The organism is Variovorax paradoxus, assembly GCF_009755665.1.
Lineage (GTDB): Bacteria > Pseudomonadota > Gammaproteobacteria > Burkholderiales > Burkholderiaceae_C > Variovorax > Variovorax paradoxus_G.
In genome coordinates, this window is the sequence record NZ_CP046622.1 from 746,072 (window position 1) to 767,785 (window position 21,714).

Consider the following 21,714-nt stretch of genomic DNA (forward strand, 5'->3'; position numbering starts at 1 on the left):
GTCAGGTACCTGTCACTGCCGGCTTTTACTTCAGGTCTTGTATTTGACCGAGCAGCCGTACGGCCGCGTCGAGGCCGTCGAGATCGGCTTGCCGCCGAAGGCCTCGCCAAGCGCCTGGTTCACGTAGTTGGTTGCGCTCTTGATGTCGTCTGGCCGGGCCGAGGCAATGCTGTCGATGCCGCCTGCGTACACCAGCACGCCCTTGGGGTCAATGATGAAGATATGCGGCGTGGTGCGAGCGCCGTAGGCCTGGCCGATCACGCCGTCTTCGTCCATCAGCACCGCGGTGGGCGAGGCCTTTTGCGACTTCATCCACGCGTCGAGCGCGGCGGGCTGAAGGTAGTCGCTGGCTGCGCGCTCGGTGGAGTTGACCGACAGCCACACCACGCCCTGGGCCGTGGCCGATTTTTGCGTGGCGGGCATGTTGCCGCTGTTGTAGTGCTTGCGCACGAACGGGCAGCCCGGGTTGGTCCACTCGAGCACCACGAACTTGCCGGCAAAGTCGGAGAGCTTGTGCTTGGCGCCGCTGGTGTCCACGGCAACGAAGTCGGGCGCCTGCTGGCCCACGGCGGGCGCTGCGAAGGCGTTGTTGCCCATCAGGAAGCTGGCGCCGAGTGCCACGGCTGCCGCCACGACGGCGCGCCGCGAGGCTCGGGAGAGGGCGGCACGGGCGTGGCGCGCGGCACGAATGGAACGCGAGTCGGACGATGGCGAAAGTGACATGGCCAGCTTGAACTCCAAAAGAAAAAACAAATAACGGCGACAGCTTAGAGCGCTTTTCTCAAGTGCATGTGACAACCCATGTCACGCCGGGGGTCAAAAGGGGTCAAAGCGCGGCCAGCGCTGCGCGCACTTCGTCCTTGCCCAGGATTTCGGTCAGGACGACCGGCGGCTTGCCGGGCGCCTGCAGCACATACAACGGCACGCCGCTGCGCCCGAGCGAGGTCAGGGCGGCGGTAATGGCGGGGTCGCGGCGAGTCCAGTCGGCGCGCAGCATCGCGACCTTCTTGCCGTCGAAGTCGGCCAGCACATCGGCATCGGCCAGCGTGGCCTTCTTGTTGTACTGGCAGGTCACGCACCATGCGGCCGTGAAGTCGATGAACACCGGCTGCCCCGCACCCGTGAGTTCAGCCACGCGTTCGGCCGACCAGGGCTGCCAGCGCTGGCCGGTGCTCGATGCGAGCTTGGCCGGCTCTACCGTCTGCAGCACGTTGCGGCCGATGGCCGCGGTGAGCACCGCGGTAAAGGCGACCAGCACCGTGGCAATGACCAGCCGCGTGCGGCCGCGCAGCGTCAGCGCCCAGACGATGGCGGCCATGCACACCAGCAGCGCGAGCAGCGTGCCCGCGCCGTCGATACCGCTTTGCTGCCCCAGCACCCACACCAGCCACGCCACGGTCGCGAACATCGGAAACGCCAGCAACCGGCGCAGCGTGTTCATCCACGGGCCGGGCTTGGGCAGCAGCCGCGCAATGGCCGGAACGAAGCCCGCCACCAGGTAGGGCAGCGCCAGCCCGAGGCCCAGCGCCGCGAACAGCAGCAGGGCCTGCGCGGCGGGAAGGCCGATGGCAAAGCCGAGCGAAACGCCCATGAACGGCGCGGTGCAGGGCGAGGCGATCACCACGGCCAGCACACCCGAAAGAAAGTCGTTGGCAATCGGGTGCTTGGCTTGGGCGGAACACACCGACAACGGTGCCGCGCGGCCAAACTCAAAAACGCCCGCGAGGTTGAGGCCGATGAGCGTGAACAGCGCCGCCAGCGCCGCCACCACGGCCGGCGATTGCAGCTGGAAGCCCCAGCCGAGTTGGGCACCCGCCGCGCGCAGGGCGAGCATGGCGCCGCCCAGCGCGAGGAACGAGAGCATCACGCCTCCCGTGTAGGCCAGCCCCGCCGTGCGGTGGGCGCTGCGGTTGCCCGCCTGCCGCGCGAAGCCCAGTACCTTGATGGCCAGGATCGGGAACACGCAGGGCATGAGGTTGAGCAGCAGGCCGCCGAGCACGGCGCCCAGCAGCGCGACGACAAAGGTGCCGGCGGGCTGGGCCGGCAGCTCCGTGGGCGGCGCCGGGGCGGCAGCCGCATTCGCCGCATTGGCGGCGAGCGCGGCCTGCAGCGCGGGCGAAACCTCGGCGCGCGGCGCGGTGGCCGGCCAAGTGCCGCTGACCGGCGCCTCGGTGCGCCAGGCCACCGGCTGGCCGGGCTGCCGGTCGGCTTCGGCCAGCGTTACCACCAGCGGCAAGGTCGTGGGGCTGGCGCTGCGCTGGTCGGCCAGCGGCAAGGTGGCGGTCCAGGTGCCGCCCTGCCAGGTTTGCGTCCAGTCCTTGCCCGAGACCGCCGCGGTGCGGATCAGCTCGGGGGTTTCGGGGAAGAAGCCCAGGGTCTTGCCCTGGACGGCGGCGGGCAGGCCTTCGAGCCGCACCTGCAGGTTGTTGCCGCTGACTTCCACGGTGCCTGGCTTGTCGAGCGGCTGCGGCTGCGCGGCCTGGGCCGCGTCGAACTCGGCCTTGTGCAGCGCGGTCGAGCCCTGCAGCGGCAGGGCCAGCGTGAACTCGCCTTCCTCGGGGATGCATTCCTTGCGGCACACCAGCCAGGTGGCTTTCAAGCGGATGTCCAGGCCCGACGCTCCCGTGCCCAGCGCCAGCGGCGGCTTGAAATTGCTCGACACCTCGAGCGGCACCGGCAGCAGCACCGTGCCCTCGTAGCCGTAGTTGGCCAGGTTGCCGATCGGGATCTTCTTCGGCACCGGCCATGCGATTTCGCCGGCGGCCACGCCCGCAGGGAGCGTCCAGTTCAGCTCCGTCGGCAAGCCGGAATCGCCGGCGTTCTTCCAGTAGGTGTGCCACTCGGGCTGATGGGTGATCTGCAGCCCGACCCAGACCGGTGCGCCCGGCGACACGCCGTCCGGCGCATGCGCAACCAGTTCGGCGCGCACGTGGGGGGTAGTGACGACAGCGCCAGGCTTGGAGGCCAATTGCGCCGCAGCCGGCATGCAGGCTGCTGCGGTTGCTACCAGAAACGTAGCTAAATGGATGCGGGAGAGGATCATGCCGATCAGTCGGAGCGGGCGTGCGGTGCGAAGTTCCGGGCGGTATGGGCGGTCTGGGGCGCTCAAGCGGCCCAGCCCAGCACCACTCGGCGGCTATTGGCGCTCTTTTTCTCGATCTTGGTGACCATCACCGCGCCAATCTCGGCAGTGTTTGCAACATGCGTGCCGCCGCAAGGCTGAAAGTCGATCTGCGCGTCGCCCTCGCCGCCGATGCGGATGGTGCGCACCGTCCCCGTGCCGCGCGGCGGCTGCACGCTCATGCTCTTCACCAGCGCGGGATTGGCATCGAGCTCCTCGTCGGTGATGGCGCCCACGGTCAGCGGATGGGCCGCTTCCACCAGCCGGGCGAGGCCGGCAGTCAGCGCTTCCTTGTCGAGCGGGTCCGTCATGTGGAAGTCGATGCGTGCGTAGTCGGGCGTGATCGAGCAGCCGTTCACCGGCACTGGCACCAGGTGGCAGAGCAGATGGCTTGCGGTGTGAAAGCGCATCAGCCGGTGGCGGCGCTCCCAGTCGAGGCGCGCCGTCACGGTGTCGCCCGGCTTCAGCCCGGCCAGCAACTCGGCCTGCTCGGGCGCCGGCACGTGAACGAATTCGCTCGTCGGCTGGCCCTCTTCATTCTTGGCCTTGCGGGTGTCGGCAATGACCACTTCGCGCCCGTCAGCCAGCGCCAGCACGCCCGTGTCGCCGGCCTGCCCGCCGCCGAGCGGATAGAACACGGTGCGATCCAGCACGATGCCGGAGTCGTCGATGCGCAGGATGCGGGCTTCGCAGGCGCGCAGATACGCGTCTGCGCGGAACAGGTCGTCGGTCATGCGGCGATGGTAGCGGCGATGCGTGAATGAGGTGCGCCCACGCTAAAAAGCGCCCATGACCGACAGTCCAAACCGGCGCTGTCCGCATGATTGGTGGGGATGTGGCGCGCTTGCCGCAACAACCAAGGAGAGCGAATGAAGGTCCCTCGCACCGCCGTTTCCTCGCTGGCCTCCATGGCCACTGTCACTGCCGCCGTAGCCGCCGCGCTGGCGCTGGCCGGCTGCGGCGAAGCCGCCAAGGTGGCGCCCGAAGCCACGACGGGGCCGCGTCCGCAGTTGGCCGAGCCCAACAAGACACTGGTTCCTACCGTGAACGTGGCGACCGCGGTCGGCTGGGCGGATGCCGCAGCTCCCAAGCCCGCCAGCGGCTTGCGCGTGCAGGCGCTGGCGCGTGGGCTGGACCATCCGCGCTGGGTGTACGCCCTGCCCAACGGCGACGTGCTGGTGGCCGAGAGCAACAAGCCGCCCAAGCCCGAAGGCAGCTCCGATGGCGGCAGCGGCCCGGTGGCCAAAGTCCGCAAATGGGTCATGGAAAAGGTCATGAGCCGCGCCGGTGCGGGCGTGCCAAGCCCGAACCGCATCACGCTGCTGCGCGATGCCGACGGCGATGGGGCGGCCGAAGTGAAGCAGGTGTTCCTGTCGAACCTGAGTTCGCCGTTCGGCATGGCGCTGGTGGGCAACGAGCTTTTCATTGCCAACGCCGATGCGCTCGTGAAGGTGCCCTACACCGAGGGCCAGACCTCGGCCAGCGCCGCGCCCACGGTGGTAACGCCGCTGCCCGCGGGCATCAACCACCACTGGACCAAGAACGTGATCGCCAACGCGGAGGGCACCAAGCTCTACGTCACGGTCGGCTCCAACAGCAACATCGGCGAGAACGGGCTCGCCGCCGAAGAAGGGCGTGCCGCCATCTGGGAGGTGGACGTGAAAAGCGGCGAGAAGCGCCTGTTCGCGAGCGGCTTGCGCAATCCGAACGGCCTGGCCTGGAACCCCGAAACCAAGGCCCTGTGGACCGTGGTCAACGAGCGCGATGAAATCGGCAGCGACCTGGTGCCCGACTACCTGACCTCGGTAAAGGAGGGTGCCTTCTACGGCTGGCCCTGGAGCTACTACGGCGGCCATGTGGATGCGCGCGTGACGCCGCCGAACCCCGAAATGGTCGCCAAGGCCGTCGCACCCGACTACGCCCTGGGCTCCCACGTCGCGCCGCTCGGCCTCGTCTTTTCGGACGGCCGGGGCATGCCGCCGCAATTTGCGAGCGGCGCCTTCATCGGCGAGCACGGCTCGTGGAACCGCAAGCCCAAGTCCGGCTACAAGGTGGTCTTCGTGCCCTTCACCGGCGGCAAGCCCAGTGGCCCCCCGGTCGATGTGCTGACCGGTTTTCTCTCCGCCGACGAGAAGGCGCAGGGCCGGCCCGTGGGTGTGGCGCTCGACAAGAGCGGCGCGCTGCTGGTGGCCGACGACGTGGGCAACGTGGTCTGGCGCGTCTCGGCCGCGAAGTAGCAGCCGGCGCTGTTATTGCGAAGCGCGCCCGATGCGGTAGAGCCGATGCCGGCGCAGCGGGTGCCCCTCGGGCACGGCAGGGTGGTCGAATACACCGGCCGCGTCTTCATGCATGCCGATGCGTTCCATGACCGCGGCTGACCGAAGATTGCCGACGGCGGTGAACGCCACGATCTCGTCGAAGCCGAGCCGTTCGAAACCGACCTGCAGCGCGCCGCGCGCAGCCTCACTCGCGAGCCCCTGGCCCCACCACTTTCTGCCGAAGCGCCAGCCGATCTCCACGCAGGGTGAAAAGGGCAGCGTGGCCAGCGGCATGTTCAGGCCCGTGAAGCCGGCGAATTCGCCCGAGGCCTTGTGCTCGACGGCCCAGAAACCCCAGCCGTTCTCATCGATGCGCGCCTTCAGGCGTTCGGCCAAGGCATCGCTGTCGGCCCGCGTGGAAAGCGGCAGCAGAAACGCCATGACTTCCGGGTCGGCCGCGAGCGCGGCAAAGGGCGCGAGATCGCTCTCGCGCCATTGCCGCAGCCGAAGGCGCGGGGTTTCGAATTCGATCGGGGGCGGGGTGATGCTGTCGGCCATGCGGCCGATTGTGCTCAGAACCCCGCGAGCACCACCTTGCCCTGCGCGGTGCCGCTTTCGATCAGCGCATGCGCCTTGCGGAGGTTGGCCGCGTTGATGGTGCCGAAGCTCGCATTCGCCGTGGTGCGGATGCGGCCCGCGTCGACCAGCGCGGCCACTTCGGCCAGCAGCGCGCCTTGCTCCGCGATATCCGGTGTTTCGAAGCGCGAACGCGTGAACATCATTTCCCAGTGCAGCGAGATGCACTTGGTCTTGAGCGGCATCGCGTCGAGGGCCGGCAGATCGTCGATCACCGCCAGCTGGCCCTGGGGCTTGAGGCTTTCGATGATCTGCGCGTAGTGCTGCCCGGTCTGCGTGAGGCTTGCGACCATGTCGACCTCGCCGATGCCGGCGGCTTTGAGTTCGGCCGCAAGCGGCTTCGAATGGTCGATGACCGCATGCGCGCCCAGTGCCAGGCACCACGCCCGCGTCTCGGCGCGCGAGGCCGTGGCCACCACGCGCAATTGGGTGAGCTGGCGCGCGAGCTGGATCAAGATTGAACCCACGCCGCCGGCGCCGCCGGTAATCAGCAGCGTCTGCCCCGCGCCGCCGCCCTTCGGCACCTTGAGGCGGTCGAACAGCAACTCGTACGCGGTGATGGTGGTCAGCGGCAACGCGGCAGCCTGCGCATCGTCGAGGCTCTTGGGCGCGAGGGCCGCAATGCGCTCGTCGACCGCATGCAACTCCGAATTGGTACCGGGCCGGACGATCGAGCCGGCGTAGTACACGCGGTCGCCGACCTTGAAGTTCTTCACTCCGGCGCCGACGGCCTCGACCGTGCCCGCGGCGTCCCAGCCCAGCACCTTGGCCTGGCCGGCATCGGGCGCCATGTTCTTGCGCACCTTGGTGTCGACCGGATTGACCGAAACCGCCTTGACGCGCACCAGCAGGTCGCGCGGGCCGACCGCGGGCGTGGGCAATTCGATGTCCTGCAGCGACTCGGGGTTGTCGATGGGGAGGGGCTGGTAGTAACCGATGGCTTTCATGTCGAAGGACCTTTCTTGAACGATGGCTCGACTGTAGGATGGCAAATGAAGATTGATAAGACTGCCTGTTGAAGCAATACTTTCAAATGAAAATTGAAAATCTCTCGGACTTGCAGGTGCTGGTGCAGACCGCGCGCGGCGGCACCCTGACGGCAGCCGCCCACGCGTTGGGCATGACGCCCGCCGCCGCCAGCGCCACCCTCAAGCGGCTGGAAACACAGCTGGGTGCGCGGCTGTTCGAGCGATCGACCCGCGCCATGCGCCTGACATCGCAAGGCCAGACGCTGCTCGACTACGCGGTGCGCGCCTTCGAGCTGCTGGACGAAGGCGAGTCTCTGGTCACGGCCGACCGCGGCGAGCTGGTCGGCACCTTGCGCGTGGCGGCCCCCTCGGACCTTACGCGCAGCACGCTGCTGCCCTGGTTCGACGAATTCCTTGCGCTGCACCCGGGCGTGCAGCTGTCGCTTTCGGTCGGCGACCGGCTGCTCGACGTGACCCGCGACGAGGTCGACCTGGCGCTGCGCTACGGTGCGCTGGCCGATTCACGCCTTGTGGCGCGGCCCTTTGCGCTGACCAACCCGCTGCTCACCGCATCGCCCGGCTACCTGCGTCGCCATGCCGCGCCCAAGACGCCGCAAGACCTGGTGCACCACAACTGCCTCACGTTCGACCGCGGCGGGCGCCGCCACCGCACATGGCGTTTTGCACAGAACGGCCAATGGACCGAGGTGCGCGTGAAGGGCGATCGCAGCGTGGACGACGCATCGCTTGCGCGCGAGTGGGCCGTTGCGGGGCGCGGCATCGTGCTGAAGTCGGCGCTCGACGTGCGGGACGACCTGCGCAAGGGCACGCTGGTGCGCCTGCTGCCCGAGTGGGAGACCGAGCCTTATCCACTGCACGCGCTGTTGCCGAGCGGTCGCTTCGTGCCGGCGCGCGTGCGGGCGCTGGTGGATTTTCTGGCCGCCAAGTTCGACGCGCTCGCGCCGCTGCCCGACTAGATCATCGGCGTGACGGCGCCGTCCATCGCCACGATGGCGCCGGTGATGTAGCTCGCCTTCGGCGATGCCAGGAACACGACCGCATTCGCAATTTCTTCGGGTGCCGCAATGCGCCCGAGCGGCAGCCTGGCCTTTGCGCGCTGCAGCGCCTCTTCGCTGCCGATGCCTTGCAGCTTTGCATCCGCCTTAAGGCCCTCCTGCAGCCGCTCGGTGAGCGTGAGGCCCGGGTTCACCGCATTCACCCGCACGCCCTTGGCCGCGTAGGCCGACGCCATGCCGGCGCTCACCAGCATGAGAGCCGCATTGGCCGCGCCGCCCGCCATGTGAACGGGGCTCGCCACCTTGCCGCCCTGGCCGATCACGTTGACGATGGCGCCGCTCCCGCGCTGGCCCATGCGCTTGACCACCGGGTCGATCATGTGGATGTAGGTGAAGTACTTGGCGTCCATGGCGTCGTGCCATGCGGCGGCATTCAGCTCGTCGGGCGGCGTGCGGCGCGCGGCACCGGCGGAATTGACCAGCACGTCGACCGGGCCGAACGCCTGCTCGGCGGCGTCGAGCGCGGCAACTGCGCCGGCCGGGTCCTTGAGGTCGGCGGCGTGCACAGAGACACGGCCTTCGGCCTGTGCGAACGACTCGACCAGCATCTTGCGGCCCTGCTCCAGGTTCTGCAGATCGCGCGAGACAAGGCTCACGCGCGCGCCCTCGCGCAAGAAGCCCAGCGCGCAGGCCAAGCCGATGCCCTTGCTGCCGCCGGTGATGAGAACGTGCCGGTCCTGGAGCTGGAGATCCATGTGAGAGTCCTTGACTTGAATCGTGAATAGAGAAAGAAGGCCGCGCGGCGCGGGGTCGCGTGGATTGAATCACCGCTCTAAGATCGGCGGATGAATGCATCCTCGGTATCCCTGCCCCGCTACTGGTCTCAACTGACGACGCGCGACTTTGCCGCGCTCGATGTGGCAGCCACCGTGGCGGTGCTGCCGCTCGGCGCGACCGAGCAGCACGGCCCGCACCTGCCGCTGGGCGTGGACACCGTGCTGGCCGACGGCATCGTGGCCGCGTCGCTGCCGCTGCTGCCGGCCGACCTGCCGGTGCTGTTCTTGCCCACCCAGCAAATCGGCCTGAGCCCCGAGCATGCGCGCTTTGCGGGCACGCTCACGCTGTCGGCCGAAACGGTGATTCGCATGTGGAAGGAAATCGGCGCCGGCGTGGCGCGGGCCGGCGTGAAGAAGCTGGTGCTGTTCAACGCGCACGGCGGGCACGTGGGTGCAATGGACATCGTGGCGCGCGAGCTGCGTTCGGAGCACGGGCTCATCGTCTACAGCGTGAGCTGGTTCAATCTGCCGCTGGGCGACGCGGGCGCACAGTTCGGCGACCGCGAGCATCGCTTCGGCGTGCATGCGGGCGATATCGAAACATCGATGATGCTGGCGTTGGCGCCGCAGCAGGTGCGCATGAGCGAGGCAAAGAACTTCCGCTCCACCTCCGAGCAGCGCGCGGCGGACTACGCGATCCTCGGCAACGGCAAGAGCGCAAAGCTCGGCTGGGCGATGGAGGACTACAACCCGCAAGGCGCGGCGGGCAATGCGGCCGCGGCGACTGCTGCGCGTGGGCAGGCTGTTGTCGATGCGGCTGCCAAGCAGTTGGCGTTGTTGTTGGCTGAGGTGTCTCGGCTGCCGTTGGATACGGCCAATACGGGGCCGTTGCCTTAGTCGTCATTGGTTCGCTTGTTTGGCTGCCTTGTTCAGGGCGCGCACCCGCCGACGGGGTACCTTACTCCGCGAATGTCCCCCGGCCTGCGGCCTCCTCCTTTATTTCGCTGCGCAAGGCACCCCATCGACGGGTGCGTTACACAGAGTGGTGGTTGATCAGCGGTACACCGGCAGCGTGCCCTAGTGCACAGGGCATCGGGTGCTCCGCGCAGCGAAATAAAGGAGGAGGGGCGCAGCCCCGGGGGACATTCGCGGAGGGGAGTACCCGGTGGCCTGTGCACGCACCCTGAACAACAGCGCTCGCACAGACGCAAGCTAAAACCGCACCCCTAGGCCTTCGCGCCACCCCGCCCCAGAACCCCCGCGAACATCTCCGAATCGACATTGCCGCCGCTCACGCTGATGCCGACCGTCTTGCCGCGCCAGCGCTCCTGCTGCTGCAACGCCCCCGCGAGCGCCGCAGCGCCCGCGCCTTCGGCGACGTTGTGCGTGTCGCTGAAGAGAATGCGCATGGCCTCGGCAACCTCGTCGTCGGAGACGGTGATCACGTCATCGGCCTCGCGCAGGATCACCTCCACCGACTCGGGCACCGGTGTGCGGCAGGCCATGCCGTCGGCGAGCCGCGTGCTGACCGGGGATTCGACCGGCCGCCCTGCACGGAAGGAGTCGCGGTAGGCCGTGGCATGGGCTGACACCACGCCGATGAGCCTGGTCGACACGCCGCAATGGGCCCGCGCCGCCGCCGCCGCGGCAAAGCCGGAGCCGAGACCGATCGGCACGAAGAGCACGTCGGGCGGGGCGCTCTTCAGTGCGCTGAAGAATTCGACATACGCCGTCGACACGCCGCGCACCAGTTCTCGGTGGAACGACGGGACCCGATGCGTGCCGTCTCGCTCGGCAAGCATGGCGGCATGCTCCGCCGCTGCCTGAAAGTCATCGCCATGCTCGACCAGCTGCACGCCCAGCGCGCGCATTGCGGCGTTCTTCTCGAGCGAGTTGCCGTGCGGCACCACGATCGTGGCTGCGAGCCCATGGCGCCGGGCGGCAAAGCCTACCGACTGGCCGTGGTTCCCGCGTGTGGCGCTGATGGCATGGCGTACGCCGGGCTGCTCGCGCGCCAGCGTTTCGAAATAGGTCAGCCCGCCGCGAATCTTGAAGGCGCCGGCCGGTGTGTGGTTTTCATGCTTGGCCCATACGGTGGCGCCAAGACGTTGAGCCAGCAGCGGCCACGCGTACTGCGGCGTGGGCGGCATGGCGGCGCCGACGGTGCGCTGCGCGGCTTCGATTTCTTCGCGGGTGAATCTCACGAGCGGCCTTTGCTTCTTGAGTTTTTTCTTGTGTTTACTTGCGTTCCGTGAGCGCGACCCGCACCGCCAGCGCCGCCAGCACGCTGCCCATGATGTAGCGCTGCGCGCGCAGCCAGCCTGCGCTTTGCGACAGCACGGCCGTGATGCTGGCGGCGCCCAGAATCATGACCGTGTTGACCACGGCGCTGCTGGCGATTTGCGCAGCGCCCAGTTGCATGCTCTGCAGCAGCACCGAGCCGCGCTCGGGGTGGATGAACTGCGGAAAGAACGACAGGTAGAACATCGCGACTTTGGGGTTCAGCAGGTTGGTGAGAAAACCCATGCGAAACAACTTGCCGGGCCGGTCGGCCGGCAGTGCGCGTGCCTCGAACGGCGCATTGCCACCAGGCTTGACCGCCTGCCATGCCAGCCACAGCAGATAGGCCGCACCGGCAAGGCGAATGGCGTCGAACGCGAGCGGCACGGCGAGCAGCAGCGCGGTGAGCCCGAGCGCTGCGGCAAACAGATGGACCAGGAAGGCCATCAGCACGCCGCCGAGCGAAATGAGCCCCGCACGGCGACCCTGGATGAGGGTGCGCGACACGCAATAGATCATGTTCGGCCCTGGCGTGAGCGCGAGCAGCATGGAGGCGAGCGCGAACCAGGCAATTTCGGTCAAGGTCAGCATGTCGGTCAGAGTCCTTCGGATTGGAGCGTGACGGCGCCGCGCGGCGTGTCGAGCACGGCCACGAGGTTGGGCGCGCCGGGCTGCACGGCCATGCCGGCCATGCCGATGGTGGACAGCGCAGCGGCCAGGTCGGCCGCGCGCGGGTGCGTGGCCTGCAGCGATTGCAACGCAAGGCCGGAGGTCGGCATGGCATCGGTCGGATGCACGGGGCCCCACTGGATCAGCGTGGGCAGCGCGCCGTAGAAGAGCCGCTGGCCGTCGTCGCGCACGGTGATCTGCCATTCGAGCCGGCCGGCGGGCGTGTCGCGCGAGGCTTCGAGCAGCTGGCCGCGATCGATGTGCGCGCGCTCGTCGTGCGCCAGCGCCTGAAGGGCCGCGTTTGCATTGGGCACGCGCGCAACGAAGTGAACCAGCCGCGGCCCGCGCCGCACGAGGCCAGCCTGCAGTACGGCATCGTCCAGGTCGAACCAGCGGCGCGTGCCAGGGCGTGAAGGCCGCTTGCCCGGTTCGATGGCGATGATTTCCAGGTAGGCCTGGGGAAACGCGCCGCTCGCAATGTTCAGCAGCCGGTTGTGTGTGCCCATCAGCGGATGCGAGCCGCCGGGGCCGGGCGTCACGCCCAGGGTGGCTTCGCACCACGCCACGCCTTCGGCCAGTGAGGCGGCGGCGATCACCAGGTGGTCGAGTTGAGCGGCCATGGTGCCCTGCCCCTACAGCGTGACCTGGCCGTCGATGCAGGTCACGGCGTCGCCGCCGACCCACACCATGCCGTCGCTGTCGCGCTCGATGTACACACGTCCCGCGCGGCCGAGGCACTGGCCCTGCGCGGCCACATAGCGCGCGGGCATGTGGCCGTCGGCAATCAGCCATTCGGCAAGGCCGGCGTTGAGGCTGCCGGTGACGGGGTCTTCTTCGACGCCGATGGGCGCGGCGAAAGCGCGCACCTCCAGGTCGATCTTCTGACCGTCGCCTTCTGCGGCCGAGGCCTTGCCGCCGAAGGCGCGCGCCTCGCGGTTCGAGCGGCCGATGAGCATCGACGAACCTTCGGCCGCAGGCACACCCGCCACGCCGGCCTTGACGCCGAGCTCCTTGAGCATGCGATGGTCGGGCACGAGCCGGAGCACGGTGTCTGCGTCGCTGAGCAGCAGGCCGAACCAGACCGGGCCGTTGTCCAGCACCTGGGCCGCGACGATCTGCTGCGCCTTCAGGCCCAGTGCGCCCGCCACCTTGGCCAGCAGCGTGGGGCTGGGCGCGCTGCGCTTGAGCGGCGGGGCCGAGAAAGCCAGGCGCTCGCCTTCCAGCCGCAGCGGCACGAGGCCCGCCGCGCACTGCTGCACGACGCGGCCCGCCGCCTTGGGCTTGCCGCCGGCCTGCAGCCAGGCATGGCAGCTGCCGATGGTCGGGTGGCCCGCGAACGGCAGCTCGCCGCCCGGCGTGAAGATGCGCACGCGGTAGTCGGCCGTGGGCTCGGTCGGCGGCAGCAGGAAGGTGGTTTCGGACAGGTTGGTCCACTGCGCAAAGCGCTGCATGGCGGCGTCGTCGAGACCGGAGCCGTCGAGCACCACGGCAAGCGGATTGCCGAGGTAGGGCGTTGCGGTGAAGACGTCGACTTGTTTGAACGGGCGGGGTTTCATGATGTCATTCGAGCGGGAGGTCGAGCACGCCGCGCGTGCCCGGACGGGAGATGAGTTCGCCGTACCAGCGTTCTAGGTTCGGCCAGCTGGGGCGCTGGTATTCGGCCGGCGGCAGGCCGAACCAGCGGTGCGCCTCGCAGCCGATGGGGATGTCGGCCATGGTGAAGCGGTCGCCCGCCATGAAGGGCTGGCGCGCAAGGTGCGCATCGAGCATTGCGAACAAGGCTTCGCTCGCATGGACCGAGGCCGCGATGAGTGCGGGTTCGCGTTCGGCCGGCACCGTGCGCACCCATTGCACGAAAGCGTCGCGGCTCGCGCGGTTGAGCGTGGTCTGCTGCCAGTCCATCCAGCGCTCGGCGTCGAAGCGCGCGGGCAGGTCGCTCGGATAGAACTTGCCGTGCGAATGCTTGGCGCACAGGTAGCGCACGATCACGTTCGATTCCCACAGCGTGACACGCTCGCTGCCTTCGCCGTCGTCAATGGTGGGCACCATCGCGTTCGGGTTGAGCGCCAGGTATTCGGGCGTTTGCACCACGCCGAAACGGCCGCCCGCTTCGGTGCGTTGAAAGTCGAGCCCGAGTTCCTGCGCGCACCAGACGACTTTGCGCACGTTGATCGAACTGATGCGGCCCCAGATGTTGAGCATGGTGTTCAGCTTCCTTGAGCAGGTGTGGCGGACAGGGCAGAAGGCATGGAAGGACGGTCGAGCAGCAGCAGGCGAATTGCCAGGCCGACCATCACCAGCGCCAGCAGGCCGCGCTGGAATCTTTCAGCCCCCGGGCGGCGCTGCAGCCATCGGCCGACCTGCCCGCTGCATGCGCCGAGCACCGTGTTGAAGACGAGCGCGGCAGCCGAGAGCATGACGCCGAGCTGCACCAGTTGCAAGGGCACGCTGCCGCCTGCCGGGTCGACGAACTGCGGCAGGAACACCATGAAGAACAGCAGCGCCTTCGGATTGACCAGGTTGTTGAAAAAGGCCATGCGCACGATGCGCGCGAAGGCGGAGGGCTGCGCGCGCGTGCCGCCGGGCAATCCGCTGTTGTTGCTGCGCAGCGACTGCACCGCCAGCCACAGCAGGTACAGCGCGCCCGCGTAGCGCAGCAGATCGAAGGAAGGCGGCCATGCCGCCACCAGCGCCGTCACGCCGGTGGCGGCAAAGAGCGTGTGCACCAGGTCGGCCGACGAGATGCCGAGCGCCGCCGCGAACCCGCCGCGCGGCCCGTGCGCCACGCCGTGCGAGAGCACGAAGGCCATGTTCGGCCCGGGCGACAGGAACAGCGCGAGCACGGCAACGAGGAAGAGCGCGAGCGTGGCGAGGCTGATCATGGCGTGACCTGCAATGCTTCTTCTTTCAGGCGGCCGCGATTGCCGCAACCTGCGGGAGGTAAGGCTCGATGTTGCGCATGGCACGCGCCACGTAGTCGTCCTTCTCGCCCACCGGCGCGACATAGTGCAATGCGCTCCTTGCCGCCTCGACGCCTTCGCTGCGCGCGATGAGCCAGGCCGCGAGGTAGGGCGCCGACAGGCATCCGCCGGCGGTGGCCACGTTGCCGCTCGCGAAGAAAGGCTGGTTGAGCACCTCGACGCCGGCCTCCTGCACCCATGGCTTGGTCGTGAGGTCGGTGCACGCCGGCACTGCGCCCAGCAGGCCCAGCTTGGCGAGCAGCAGGGTGCCCGAGCATTGCGCGCCGATCAGCTGGCGCTTGCCGTCGAGCCGGCGCAGCACACCCATGATGGCGGGATCGGCCGCGATCTCCCGCGTGCGGATGCCGCTGCCGACGAGCACCGCCTCGGCCTCGGTGGCGGCTTCGAGCGTGGAGCTCGCATGCACGGTGACGCCGTTCATCGAGGTGACCGTGGCGCTGGGCGCGGACAGCGTCACGCGCCAGCCCGGCTTCTTGATGCGGTTGAGCACCCCGAGCGCAACCAGCGAATCGAGTTCGTTGAAGCCGTCGAAGGTCAGTATGGCAATGTGCATGGTGGTACCTCTCTGTATGGCGTGTATGGCGGCTCAGACCGGTTCTGGCGCGAGCTTGCGTTCGCCCAGGAGTGCCAGTTTTTCGCGCAGGGCCGCTGCCAGCGCGGCGATGGCGACGTCGATCTCTTCGACGTTGGCGGTGACGAACGATAGGCGCAGCGTGCGCGGATCGCCCTGGCCCGCATAGAACGGTGCGCCTGGAACGAAGGCCACGTTGCGCTCCACCGCCTTGGGCAGCAATGCCACCGTGTCGATGCCTTCGGGCATGCGTGCCCACAGGAACATGCCGCCCTTTGGCGCGTTGAACTTCACGTCCAGGCCGGCCATCTCGCGCGTGAGCGCGGCGATCATTGCGTCGCGCTGGCGTTTGTAGAGCGCACGGATGGTGGGCACATGGCTTTCGAGGAAGTTGTCTTTCATCACAGCCGAAACCATGCGCTGCGTGAAGATGGGCGTGTGCAGGTCGACCGCCTGCTTGGCCTGCAGCAGCTTGGGATAGACGGCCTTGGGCGCGACCAGGAAGCCCAGGCGCAGGCCAGGTGCCAGCACCTTGGAGAACGAGCCCAGGTAGATGCAGCCTTCAGGGTTGCGCGCGGTCAGCGGCAGCGGCGGCGCTTCGTCGAACCACAGTTCGCCGTAGGGATTGTCTTCAACGATGGGCAGGCCCGCAGCGGCAGCCGCGGCGGAGACCGCCGCGCGGCGCTCTTCGGTCATGGTGCGGCCGGTGGGGTTCTGGAAGCTGGGCAGCAGGTAGATGAAGCGCGCGTCTTTCGCCTTGGCCACCAGGTCTTCGACGATCACGCCGTCGTCGTCGCTGGCCACGCTGACGGGCTGCGGCTCCATCGGGCCGAAGGCCTGCAGCGCGCCAAGGTAGGTGGGCGTTTCGACCAGCAACTTGCTGCCCGGGTCGAGCAGCACCTTGGCAACGAGGTCCAGCCCCTGCTGCGAGCCGGTGGTGATCAGCACCTGCGCGGGATCGACGTTCCACGGCAGCATGTCGGCCACGGCCTGGCGCAGCGGCGCGTAGCCTTCGCTCGCGGCGTATTGCAGGGCCGCCTGGCCGTCCTTGTGCAGCAGCTCGGCGCAGGCGTCGGCAAAGGCCTGGATGGGAAAGGTCTTGGGCGAGGGCAGGCCTCCGGCCAGGCTGATGATGCCGGGGCGCTCGGTGACCTTGAGGATTTCACGCAGCACCGACGGGTTCATCTTGGCGGCGCGGGCGGCGAGTTTCCAGTTCATGGGTTCTTCTTTCAGGCGGGTGAGGTGAGGGGCGAATGTCAGGATTGTTCGGCGCGCGCAGGGTGCGGCGAAACGGCAGGAGCGGGCTGCGGCTGGGAAAGGCGCTTGCCGAGCACCACGGTGCAGACCACTGCGCCGGCAAAGCCGAGGGTCACCACATCGAGCGGCTCGCCCAGCAACGGAATGGAGGCAAGTATGGACAAAAACGGCTGCAGCAGCTGGGTCTGGCTCACGCGCAGCGCACCACCCATTGCAAGGCCGCGGTACCAGGCGAAGAAGCCGATCCACATCGAGAACACGCCGACGTAGACAAAGCCCGCCCAGGCCGTGGTGGCGATGGGCTCCTGCGGCCACAAGGCAAACGTGGCCGGCAGGGTGACCGGCAGCGCCATCACGCAGACCCAGCAGATCACGCGTTCCGCGCCGAGCGACGGCGTGACCTGCGCGCCGTAGATGTAGCCGAACGAAGCTGCGATGACCGCGCCGACCAGCAGCAGGTCGGCCCACTCGAAGCCGAAGCCGTGGCCGTTCTGGCTTGCGCGCAGCAGCGAGAACAGCACGACCAGCACGCTGCCTGCAATGGCGCATAGCCAGAAGCCGAGCCGCGCGCGCTGGTGCAGCACCAGGGCCGCGACCGCGGCGGTCACCAGCGGCAGCAGCGCGGTGACCACGGCCGCATGGCTGGCCGTGACCACGCGCAGGGCATAGCCCAGCAGCAGCGGATAGCCGATCACATTGCCGAGCACCGCCATGCCGAGCGGCTTCCACTGGTGCGGCGCCGGCCGGGGCGATCGCGTGGCGACCAGGAAGATCGTCGAGAGAACACCGGCCAATGCGGCCCGACCCAGCGTGACGAACCAGGGCGAAAGCTGCGGCGCGTCTTGCGTGCCGGTGGCCAGCCGCGTCATCGGCAGAGTGACCGCGAAAAGCGCCACGCCGATCACGCCCAGCCACATGCCCAGCGTTTCATCCTTGATGTTGAACCTGCTGCTCATACGCTCAACATCCACCAGGCCGTGAGCACCAGCACCAGCCCCATCGCACGGTTGAACCACAGCAGGCGCTTGCCTTTGGACAACCACTCGCGCAGCAGCGCGCCGACCAGCGCATAGGTGAAGTTGCTGATGAAGGCGTAGACCAGCATCACCGGCGCGACGATGGCGAACCGGCCGAGCTGGTCGGGTTGCCCCGCAATCCAGCCGGCCACCAGCGTGAGCGCGAGCAGCCAGGCCTTGATGTTGACGAACTGCAGCATCACGCCCTGCCCAAAGCCGATGTCGAGGTTGGCGCCGTCGGCGCGGCCGAGTGTTCCGCTGCCGCTCAGCTTGTAGGCAAGCCACAGCAGGTAGCCCACGCCGAGCGCCTTGATGGCCAGGCGGAGCGATGGCACCGCCACCACCAGCGCGCCGATGCCGGCTGCGCACAGCACGAGCAGCAGCGTCCAGCCCACCGGCACCGCGATGACGAAACGCATGGCGCGCGGCAAGCCGCCGTTGGCGGCCAGGGCGGTGGAGAGCGTGGTGTTGGGGCCGGGCGAGAAGCTCATCGCCGTGGCCAGCACCAGCAGCGCGGTGAATTCTTGCCAGTTCATTGCATACACTCTAAACTTTGGGACCATTACAGTTCCAATACAGTTGATCGAACATATTCGAAAACTGTATTGGTCTGCCACTCGACACAGAAGCGCAACGCCGATGCTGACACGAACCTCAACCCAGTCGCTCACAGGGCAATTGGCCGACCGGCTGGCGGAGCGCATCCGCACCCGGCTGCTGCCGCCCGGCGCGCGCCTGCCCTCGGTGCGCGAATGCGCGCGCCAGCAGGGCGTGAGCCCCTATACGGTGGTGGCTGCCTACGACCAGCTGCTGGCGCAGGGCCTGGTCGAGGCGCGCCGGCAGCGGGGTTTCTACGTGCGCGATGCAGCGCCCGCGCCGGAGGGGCGCCCGGCCAATGCGGCGCCCATGGTCGCGCAGATGATGGCGTCGCGTGTACCGGCCGACGCGAGTTCGCTCATCCGCAGCATGTTTCACCGGCCGAGCGACAAGCCGCAGCCGGGCATGGGGGTGTTTCCGCCGGACTGGATGGCGTCGACCTTCATGCCGACCGCGGTGCGCCGCATGACCAATACAGCCGCGCTGCAGGAGCTGTCGCTCCAGTACGGCGAACCCTCCGGCGACGCCGCGCTGCGCCGCAGCCTGTCGAACAAGCTCGTGGGCATCAATGTGCCGGCCGCGCCGGACCAGATCGTGACGACGGTTGGCGCCACGCATGCGCTGGACATCGTGAGCCGCACGCTGCTGCGCGCGGGCGATCCGGTCATGGTGGAGGAGCCTGGGTGGGCGCTCGAATTCGCGCGGCTCGAGGCGCTGGGCATGCGCATCCTGCCGGTGCCGCGCCGTGCCGACGGGCCCGATCTGGAAGTGATGGCGCAGTACTGCGCGCTGCACAGCCCCAAGCTCTTCGTGAGCGTGAGCGTGCTGCACAACCCCACCGGCTACAGCCTGACGCCGGGCAGCGCGCACCGCGTGCTGAAGCTGGCCAACGAGCACGACTTCCACATCGTCGAGGACGACACCTACAGCCATCTCGCGCCCGAGCACGCCACGCGGCTCAGCGCGCTCGACGGGCTGCAGCGCACCATCTACGTGAGCGGGTTCGCGAAGATCCTTGCGCCCAACTGGCGCATCGGTTTTCTGGCCGCTTCGCCCGAGCTGAAGGAGCGGCTGCTCGAAACCAAGCTGCTGGCGACGCTGACCACGCCCACGCTGTTCGAGCGGGCGCTTTCATGGTGCATCGACCAGGGGCAACTGCGCCGGCATGCCGATCGCATACGCATCCGGCTCGACGGCGCGCGCAGCCGCGCGGTCAAGCTGGCCATGGCGCACGGCTGCACCTTCGCCTCGGAGCCTGCGGGCCTGTTCGGCTGGGTCGATACCGGCGTGGACACAGACGCGCTCACGCAGCGCATGCTCGACCAGGGCTACCTGCTCGCGCCGGGCTCGCTGTTCCATGCACGCAGGCCGCCGAGCACGATGATGCGCATCAACTTCGCGACCTCGCAGGACGCCGCATTCTGGAAAGTGTTCAGCAAGGTCCGCACGGAGCTTTGACAGTTCCGGGCAGGTAAACGCGAGGGCCGCGGGCCCAAATTGCCGGGGCGTTGGAGTAAGCTGGCATCACAAGAAAACCCAACCCGGAGACCCCTGCATGAGCAACGCCAGCCAGCCTTTTGACTTCAGTCAATTTGTCCCCGGATTCGACTTTCTGAAGAACCTCGCAGGCGGTGCCGCCGCCGGATCGGGCGCTGCCACGAGCGCAGTGCCCGGTTTGCCAAGCCTTGCGAGTTGGGTGGCGCCCACGCTCAGCGTGGAAGAGGTCGACAAGCGCATCCAGGAGCTCAAGACAGTGCAATATTGGCTGGAGCAGAACGGCCACGCGCTCAAGGCGACCATCCAGGCGCTCGAGGTGCAAAAGATGACACTTTCGACCTTGCGCGGCATGAACGTGCGGATGGAAGATATCGCGAGCGCGTTCACCAAGCAGGCGGCTCCGGCGGCGCCGGTTGCCGCTCCGTCGGCGGAGCCTGAGCCCGAAGTCGAGGCGGAGGAGGAGGCGCCGGCGCCCGCCAAAAAAACGCGCAGCAAGCCGGCCTCGGCTGCTTCCGCATCGGGCGGCGACGGTGCAGTGGTCGATCCGATGCAATGGTGGGGTTCGCTGACCGAGCAGTTCCAGCAGATCGCCACATCGGCGCTGCACGACGCGGCCCAGCTCAAGGTGCCTGCACCGGCCGCCGCTCCCGCGGCTGCAAAGCCGGCCCCGAGGAAGGCGACAGCAACCGCTGCCAAAAAGAAGGCGCCGACCGCCGCGCGAAAGCGAACGACGGGGCGGCGCTGACGTCATACATACACACATCTTGAAGAGAACGGGTTGGCACGCATCATGAAGTTGTTTCCCTCCGGTCACGCCACCCATCCGCAATGGCGCATGGCGGCTGGCCTCGTGCTGGCCCAGTTGCGCGCCCAGATGGCACTGCCCGACTACGCGTCGGCACCGACGCTCGGGCTGCTCTACATCACCGACCACTACGCGTCGGATGCGCAGGACATCCTCGATCACCTGAGCGCCGAGCTTCCGGAGGTGACCGACTGGTCCGGCACCGTCGGCATCGGCGTGTCGGCCAACAACGCCGAATACTTCGACGAGCCCGGTCTGAGCCTGATGCTCTGCGCGCTGCCGAGCGACCAGTACCGCGTGTTCTCCGGCGTGGCGCCGCTGGGCAACTCGGAAATGAGCGGTTTCGAGGCGCATACGGCGCTGGTGCATGCGGACCCGGCCACCCCCGACCTCGCCGAATTGATCGGCGAGATGGCGGGCCGCACAGACACAGGCTATCTGTTCGGCGGCCTCTCGTCAGGCCGTGCGGGCGCCTTGCAGTTCGCGGTCGGCGGCAACGGCAACATCCGCGGCCACGGCGCGGCGGGCGGCGTGTTCTCGGGAGGCTTGTCGGGCGTGGTGTTCGGCGAGGGCGTGCGGCTGGTGTCGCGCGTCACGCAAGGCTGCCAGCCGCTGCGCTCCGGCGCGGGGCGCGAGCGCGAGATCACCGAAGCCGACGGCAACCTGCTGCTCAAGCTCGATGGCGAGCCCGCACTCGACGTGCTGCTGGCCGACCTGCAGGTGACGCTGGAGCGCCCGCAGGAAGCCATCGACGCCGTGCGCGCCACCCTGGTGGGCCTGGCCGATGCGGGCGGCGACGGCATCCGCCGCACCGGCGACCTGGGCGCCGACGTGCTGGTGCGCCACATCATCGGCCTGGACCCCACGCGCCGCGGCATTGCCATTGCCGACGTGGCCGAGGCCGGCATGCGCCTGACTTTCTGCCGGCGCAATGCGCAGGCGGCACGCGCCGACCTGATGCGCATCTGCGCGGAAATCCGCGAAGAACTGGAGCCCGAAGAGCAAACCCTGGCAACCGCGCGCGCCGTGGCGGCTGGAGAAGCCGAAGCAGCCCCGCACCCGGCGCGCCGCATTGCCGGCGCCGTGTACGTGAGCTGCTCCGGGCGGGGCGGGCCGCATTTCGGCGCACCGGGGGCTGAGCTGCAGATCGTGCGGCACGCGCTGGGCGACGTGCCGCTGGTGGGCTTCTTTGCGGCGGGGGAGATTGCCCGGCACCACCTGTATGGGTATACGGGGGTGTTGACGGTGTTTACCGGGAACGACTGA

22 protein-coding genes are annotated in these 21,714 nt (G+C 68.3%); 6 read left to right on the forward strand and 16 right to left on the reverse strand.

Going from position 1 to position 21,714, the window contains the following annotated elements; genetic code table 11:
- Nucleotides 1-30: 30 nt before the first annotated feature.
- From GOQ09_RS03415 to GOQ09_RS03425, 3 genes are all read right to left on the reverse strand, one after another.
- On the reverse strand, nt 31-723 hold the full coding sequence (locus GOQ09_RS03415) for a thioredoxin family protein (RefSeq protein ID WP_207309922.1): 693 nt from the start codon (nt 721-723) through the stop codon (nt 31-33).
- Between the two features lie 103 nt (nt 724-826).
- Nucleotides 827-3,043 (reverse strand): protein-disulfide reductase DsbD family protein, encoded by a 2,217-nt coding sequence (locus tag GOQ09_RS03420; protein ID WP_207309923.1) that lies wholly within the window; start codon nt 3,041-3,043, stop codon nt 827-829.
- Nucleotides 3,044-3,105: 62 nt separating this feature from the next.
- Complete coding sequence (locus tag GOQ09_RS03425) at nt 3,106-3,855, reverse strand: alanyl-tRNA editing protein (RefSeq protein WP_157611883.1); 750 nt, start codon at nt 3,853-3,855, stop codon at nt 3,106-3,108.
- A gap of 135 nt (nt 3,856-3,990) precedes the next feature.
- Between GOQ09_RS03425 and GOQ09_RS03430 the strand changes: the two genes are divergently transcribed.
- Nucleotides 3,991-5,358 (forward strand): PQQ-dependent sugar dehydrogenase, encoded by a 1,368-nt coding sequence (locus GOQ09_RS03430; RefSeq protein ID WP_157611884.1) that lies wholly within the window; start codon nt 3,991-3,993, stop codon nt 5,356-5,358.
- 12 nt (nt 5,359-5,370) lie between these two features.
- Here GOQ09_RS03430 and GOQ09_RS03435 read toward each other — a convergent pair whose 3' ends face one another.
- Both GOQ09_RS03435 and GOQ09_RS03440 read right to left on the reverse strand, forming a co-directional pair.
- Nucleotides 5,371-5,937: a GNAT family N-acetyltransferase gene (locus tag GOQ09_RS03435; RefSeq protein ID WP_157611885.1), complete on the reverse strand. Its 567-nt coding sequence runs from the start codon at nt 5,935-5,937 to the stop codon at nt 5,371-5,373.
- A gap of 14 nt (nt 5,938-5,951) precedes the next feature.
- On the reverse strand, nt 5,952-6,962 hold the full coding sequence (locus tag GOQ09_RS03440; RefSeq protein ID WP_157611886.1) for a zinc-binding alcohol dehydrogenase family protein: 1,011 nt from the start codon (nt 6,960-6,962) through the stop codon (nt 5,952-5,954).
- An 86-nt stretch (nt 6,963-7,048) separates the two neighbouring features.
- Between GOQ09_RS03440 and GOQ09_RS03445 the strand changes: the two genes are divergently transcribed.
- Nucleotides 7,049-7,960 (forward strand): LysR family transcriptional regulator, encoded by a 912-nt coding sequence (locus tag GOQ09_RS03445; RefSeq protein ID WP_157611887.1) that lies wholly within the window; start codon nt 7,049-7,051, stop codon nt 7,958-7,960.
- Here GOQ09_RS03445 and GOQ09_RS03450 read toward each other — a convergent pair.
- Nucleotides 7,957-8,754: an SDR family oxidoreductase gene (locus GOQ09_RS03450; RefSeq protein ID WP_157611888.1), complete on the reverse strand. Its 798-nt coding sequence runs from the start codon at nt 8,752-8,754 to the stop codon at nt 7,957-7,959. The two genes, GOQ09_RS03445 and GOQ09_RS03450, sit on opposite strands and share 4 nt — an antisense overlap.
- Nucleotides 8,755-8,844: 90 nt before the next feature.
- On the opposite strand from GOQ09_RS03450, the gene GOQ09_RS03455 reads away from it, so the two are divergent.
- Nucleotides 8,845-9,672, forward strand: a complete 828-nt coding sequence (locus GOQ09_RS03455) for a creatininase family protein (RefSeq protein ID WP_157611889.1) — start codon at nt 8,845-8,847, stop codon at nt 9,670-9,672.
- Nucleotides 9,673-10,001: 329 nt separating this feature from the next.
- Here GOQ09_RS03455 and GOQ09_RS03460 read toward each other — a convergent pair whose 3' ends face one another.
- The 10 genes from GOQ09_RS03460 to GOQ09_RS03505 are packed head-to-tail and all read right to left on the reverse strand — an operon-like array spanning nt 10,002 to nt 18,085.
- On the reverse strand, nt 10,002-10,979 hold the full coding sequence (locus GOQ09_RS03460) for a threonine dehydratase (protein WP_157611890.1): 978 nt from the start codon (nt 10,977-10,979) through the stop codon (nt 10,002-10,004).
- Nucleotides 10,980-11,013: 34 nt separating this feature from the next.
- Nucleotides 11,014-11,646 carry a LysE family translocator gene (locus tag GOQ09_RS03465; RefSeq protein ID WP_157611891.1) on the reverse strand — a complete coding sequence of 211 codons (633 nt, stop codon included), beginning with the start codon at nt 11,644-11,646 and terminating at the stop codon, nt 11,014-11,016.
- 5 nt (nt 11,647-11,651) lie between these two features.
- Nucleotides 11,652-12,344: a VOC family protein gene (locus GOQ09_RS03470; RefSeq protein WP_157611892.1), complete on the reverse strand. Its 693-nt coding sequence runs from the start codon at nt 12,342-12,344 to the stop codon at nt 11,652-11,654.
- Nucleotides 12,345-12,356: 12 nt separating this feature from the next.
- A complete protein-coding gene (locus GOQ09_RS03475; protein WP_157611893.1) occupies nt 12,357-13,280 on the reverse strand; it encodes a PhzF family phenazine biosynthesis protein in 924 nt (307 codons plus the stop codon).
- Between the two features lie 4 nt (nt 13,281-13,284).
- A complete protein-coding gene (locus tag GOQ09_RS03480) occupies nt 13,285-13,926 on the reverse strand; it encodes a glutathione S-transferase family protein (protein ID WP_157611894.1) in 642 nt (213 codons plus the stop codon).
- A 5-nt stretch (nt 13,927-13,931) separates the two neighbouring features.
- Nucleotides 13,932-14,606 carry a LysE family translocator gene (locus tag GOQ09_RS03485; protein WP_157611895.1) on the reverse strand — a complete coding sequence of 225 codons (675 nt, stop codon included), beginning with the start codon at nt 14,604-14,606 and terminating at the stop codon, nt 13,932-13,934.
- Between the two features lie 25 nt (nt 14,607-14,631).
- Complete coding sequence (locus tag GOQ09_RS03490; protein WP_157611896.1) at nt 14,632-15,258, reverse strand: DJ-1/PfpI family protein; 627 nt, start codon at nt 15,256-15,258, stop codon at nt 14,632-14,634.
- 33 nt (nt 15,259-15,291) lie between these two features.
- Nucleotides 15,292-16,494 (reverse strand): PLP-dependent aminotransferase family protein, encoded by a 1,203-nt coding sequence (locus tag GOQ09_RS03495; protein WP_157611897.1) that lies wholly within the window; start codon nt 16,492-16,494, stop codon nt 15,292-15,294.
- Nucleotides 16,495-16,532: 38 nt separating this feature from the next.
- Complete coding sequence (locus GOQ09_RS03500; RefSeq protein WP_157611898.1) at nt 16,533-17,489, reverse strand: DMT family transporter; 957 nt, start codon at nt 17,487-17,489, stop codon at nt 16,533-16,535.
- Complete coding sequence (locus GOQ09_RS03505; RefSeq protein ID WP_157611899.1) at nt 17,486-18,085, reverse strand: LysE family translocator; 600 nt, start codon at nt 18,083-18,085, stop codon at nt 17,486-17,488. The genes GOQ09_RS03500 and GOQ09_RS03505 overlap by 4 nt, the downstream gene beginning before the upstream one ends.
- A gap of 103 nt (nt 18,086-18,188) precedes the next feature.
- Between GOQ09_RS03505 and GOQ09_RS03510 the strand changes: the two genes are divergently transcribed.
- From GOQ09_RS03510 to GOQ09_RS03520, 3 genes are all read left to right on the forward strand, one after another.
- Nucleotides 18,189-19,604 carry a PLP-dependent aminotransferase family protein gene (locus GOQ09_RS03510; RefSeq protein ID WP_157611900.1) on the forward strand — a complete coding sequence of 472 codons (1,416 nt, stop codon included), beginning with the start codon at nt 18,189-18,191 and terminating at the stop codon, nt 19,602-19,604.
- 97 nt (nt 19,605-19,701) lie between these two features.
- On the forward strand, nt 19,702-20,388 hold the full coding sequence (locus tag GOQ09_RS03515) for a PhaM family polyhydroxyalkanoate granule multifunctional regulatory protein (protein WP_157611901.1): 687 nt from the start codon (nt 19,702-19,704) through the stop codon (nt 20,386-20,388).
- Nucleotides 20,389-20,433: 45 nt separating this feature from the next.
- Nucleotides 20,434-21,714 (forward strand): FIST signal transduction protein, encoded by a 1,281-nt coding sequence (locus GOQ09_RS03520; protein ID WP_157611902.1) that lies wholly within the window; start codon nt 20,434-20,436, stop codon nt 21,712-21,714.

What these genes read in the sequence shown, in the direction of transcription:
- GOQ09_RS03510 (WP_157611900.1), top strand. Translation starts at nt 18,189, where the DNA reads ATGCTGACACGAACCTCAACCCAGTCGCTCACAGGGCAATTGGCCGAC.
- GOQ09_RS03505 (WP_157611899.1), bottom strand. Translation starts at nt 18,085, where the DNA reads ATGAACTGGCAAGAATTCACCGCGCTGCTGGTGCTGGCCACGGCGATG.
- GOQ09_RS03450 (WP_157611888.1), bottom strand. Translation starts at nt 8,754, where the DNA reads ATGGATCTCCAGCTCCAGGACCGGCACGTTCTCATCACCGGCGGCAGC.
- GOQ09_RS03445 (WP_157611887.1), top strand. Translation starts at nt 7,049, where the DNA reads ATGAAAATTGAAAATCTCTCGGACTTGCAGGTGCTGGTGCAGACCGCG.
- GOQ09_RS03480 (WP_157611894.1), bottom strand. Translation starts at nt 13,926, where the DNA reads ATGCTCAACATCTGGGGCCGCATCAGTTCGATCAACGTGCGCAAAGTC.
- GOQ09_RS03515 (WP_157611901.1), top strand. Translation starts at nt 19,702, where the DNA reads ATGAGCAACGCCAGCCAGCCTTTTGACTTCAGTCAATTTGTCCCCGGA.
- GOQ09_RS03420 (WP_207309923.1), bottom strand. Translation starts at nt 3,043, where the DNA reads ATGATCCTCTCCCGCATCCATTTAGCTACGTTTCTGGTAGCAACCGCA.
- GOQ09_RS03425 (WP_157611883.1), bottom strand. Translation starts at nt 3,855, where the DNA reads ATGACCGACGACCTGTTCCGCGCAGACGCGTATCTGCGCGCCTGCGAA.
- GOQ09_RS03470 (WP_157611892.1), bottom strand. Translation starts at nt 12,344, where the DNA reads ATGGCCGCTCAACTCGACCACCTGGTGATCGCCGCCGCCTCACTGGCC.
- GOQ09_RS03475 (WP_157611893.1), bottom strand. Translation starts at nt 13,280, where the DNA reads ATGAAACCCCGCCCGTTCAAACAAGTCGACGTCTTCACCGCAACGCCC.
- GOQ09_RS03415 (WP_207309922.1), bottom strand. Translation starts at nt 723, where the DNA reads ATGTCACTTTCGCCATCGTCCGACTCGCGTTCCATTCGTGCCGCGCGC.
- GOQ09_RS03500 (WP_157611898.1), bottom strand. Translation starts at nt 17,489, where the DNA reads ATGAGCAGCAGGTTCAACATCAAGGATGAAACGCTGGGCATGTGGCTG.
- GOQ09_RS03490 (WP_157611896.1), bottom strand. Translation starts at nt 15,258, where the DNA reads ATGCACATTGCCATACTGACCTTCGACGGCTTCAACGAACTCGATTCG.
- GOQ09_RS03465 (WP_157611891.1), bottom strand. Translation starts at nt 11,646, where the DNA reads ATGCTGACCTTGACCGAAATTGCCTGGTTCGCGCTCGCCTCCATGCTG.
- GOQ09_RS03520 (WP_157611902.1), top strand. Translation starts at nt 20,434, where the DNA reads ATGAAGTTGTTTCCCTCCGGTCACGCCACCCATCCGCAATGGCGCATG.
- GOQ09_RS03435 (WP_157611885.1), bottom strand. Translation starts at nt 5,937, where the DNA reads ATGGCCGACAGCATCACCCCGCCCCCGATCGAATTCGAAACCCCGCGC.
- GOQ09_RS03495 (WP_157611897.1), bottom strand. Translation starts at nt 16,494, where the DNA reads ATGAACTGGAAACTCGCCGCCCGCGCCGCCAAGATGAACCCGTCGGTG.
- GOQ09_RS03430 (WP_157611884.1), top strand. Translation starts at nt 3,991, where the DNA reads ATGAAGGTCCCTCGCACCGCCGTTTCCTCGCTGGCCTCCATGGCCACT.
- GOQ09_RS03485 (WP_157611895.1), bottom strand. Translation starts at nt 14,606, where the DNA reads ATGATCAGCCTCGCCACGCTCGCGCTCTTCCTCGTTGCCGTGCTCGCG.
- GOQ09_RS03440 (WP_157611886.1), bottom strand. Translation starts at nt 6,962, where the DNA reads ATGAAAGCCATCGGTTACTACCAGCCCCTCCCCATCGACAACCCCGAG.
- GOQ09_RS03455 (WP_157611889.1), top strand. Translation starts at nt 8,845, where the DNA reads ATGAATGCATCCTCGGTATCCCTGCCCCGCTACTGGTCTCAACTGACG.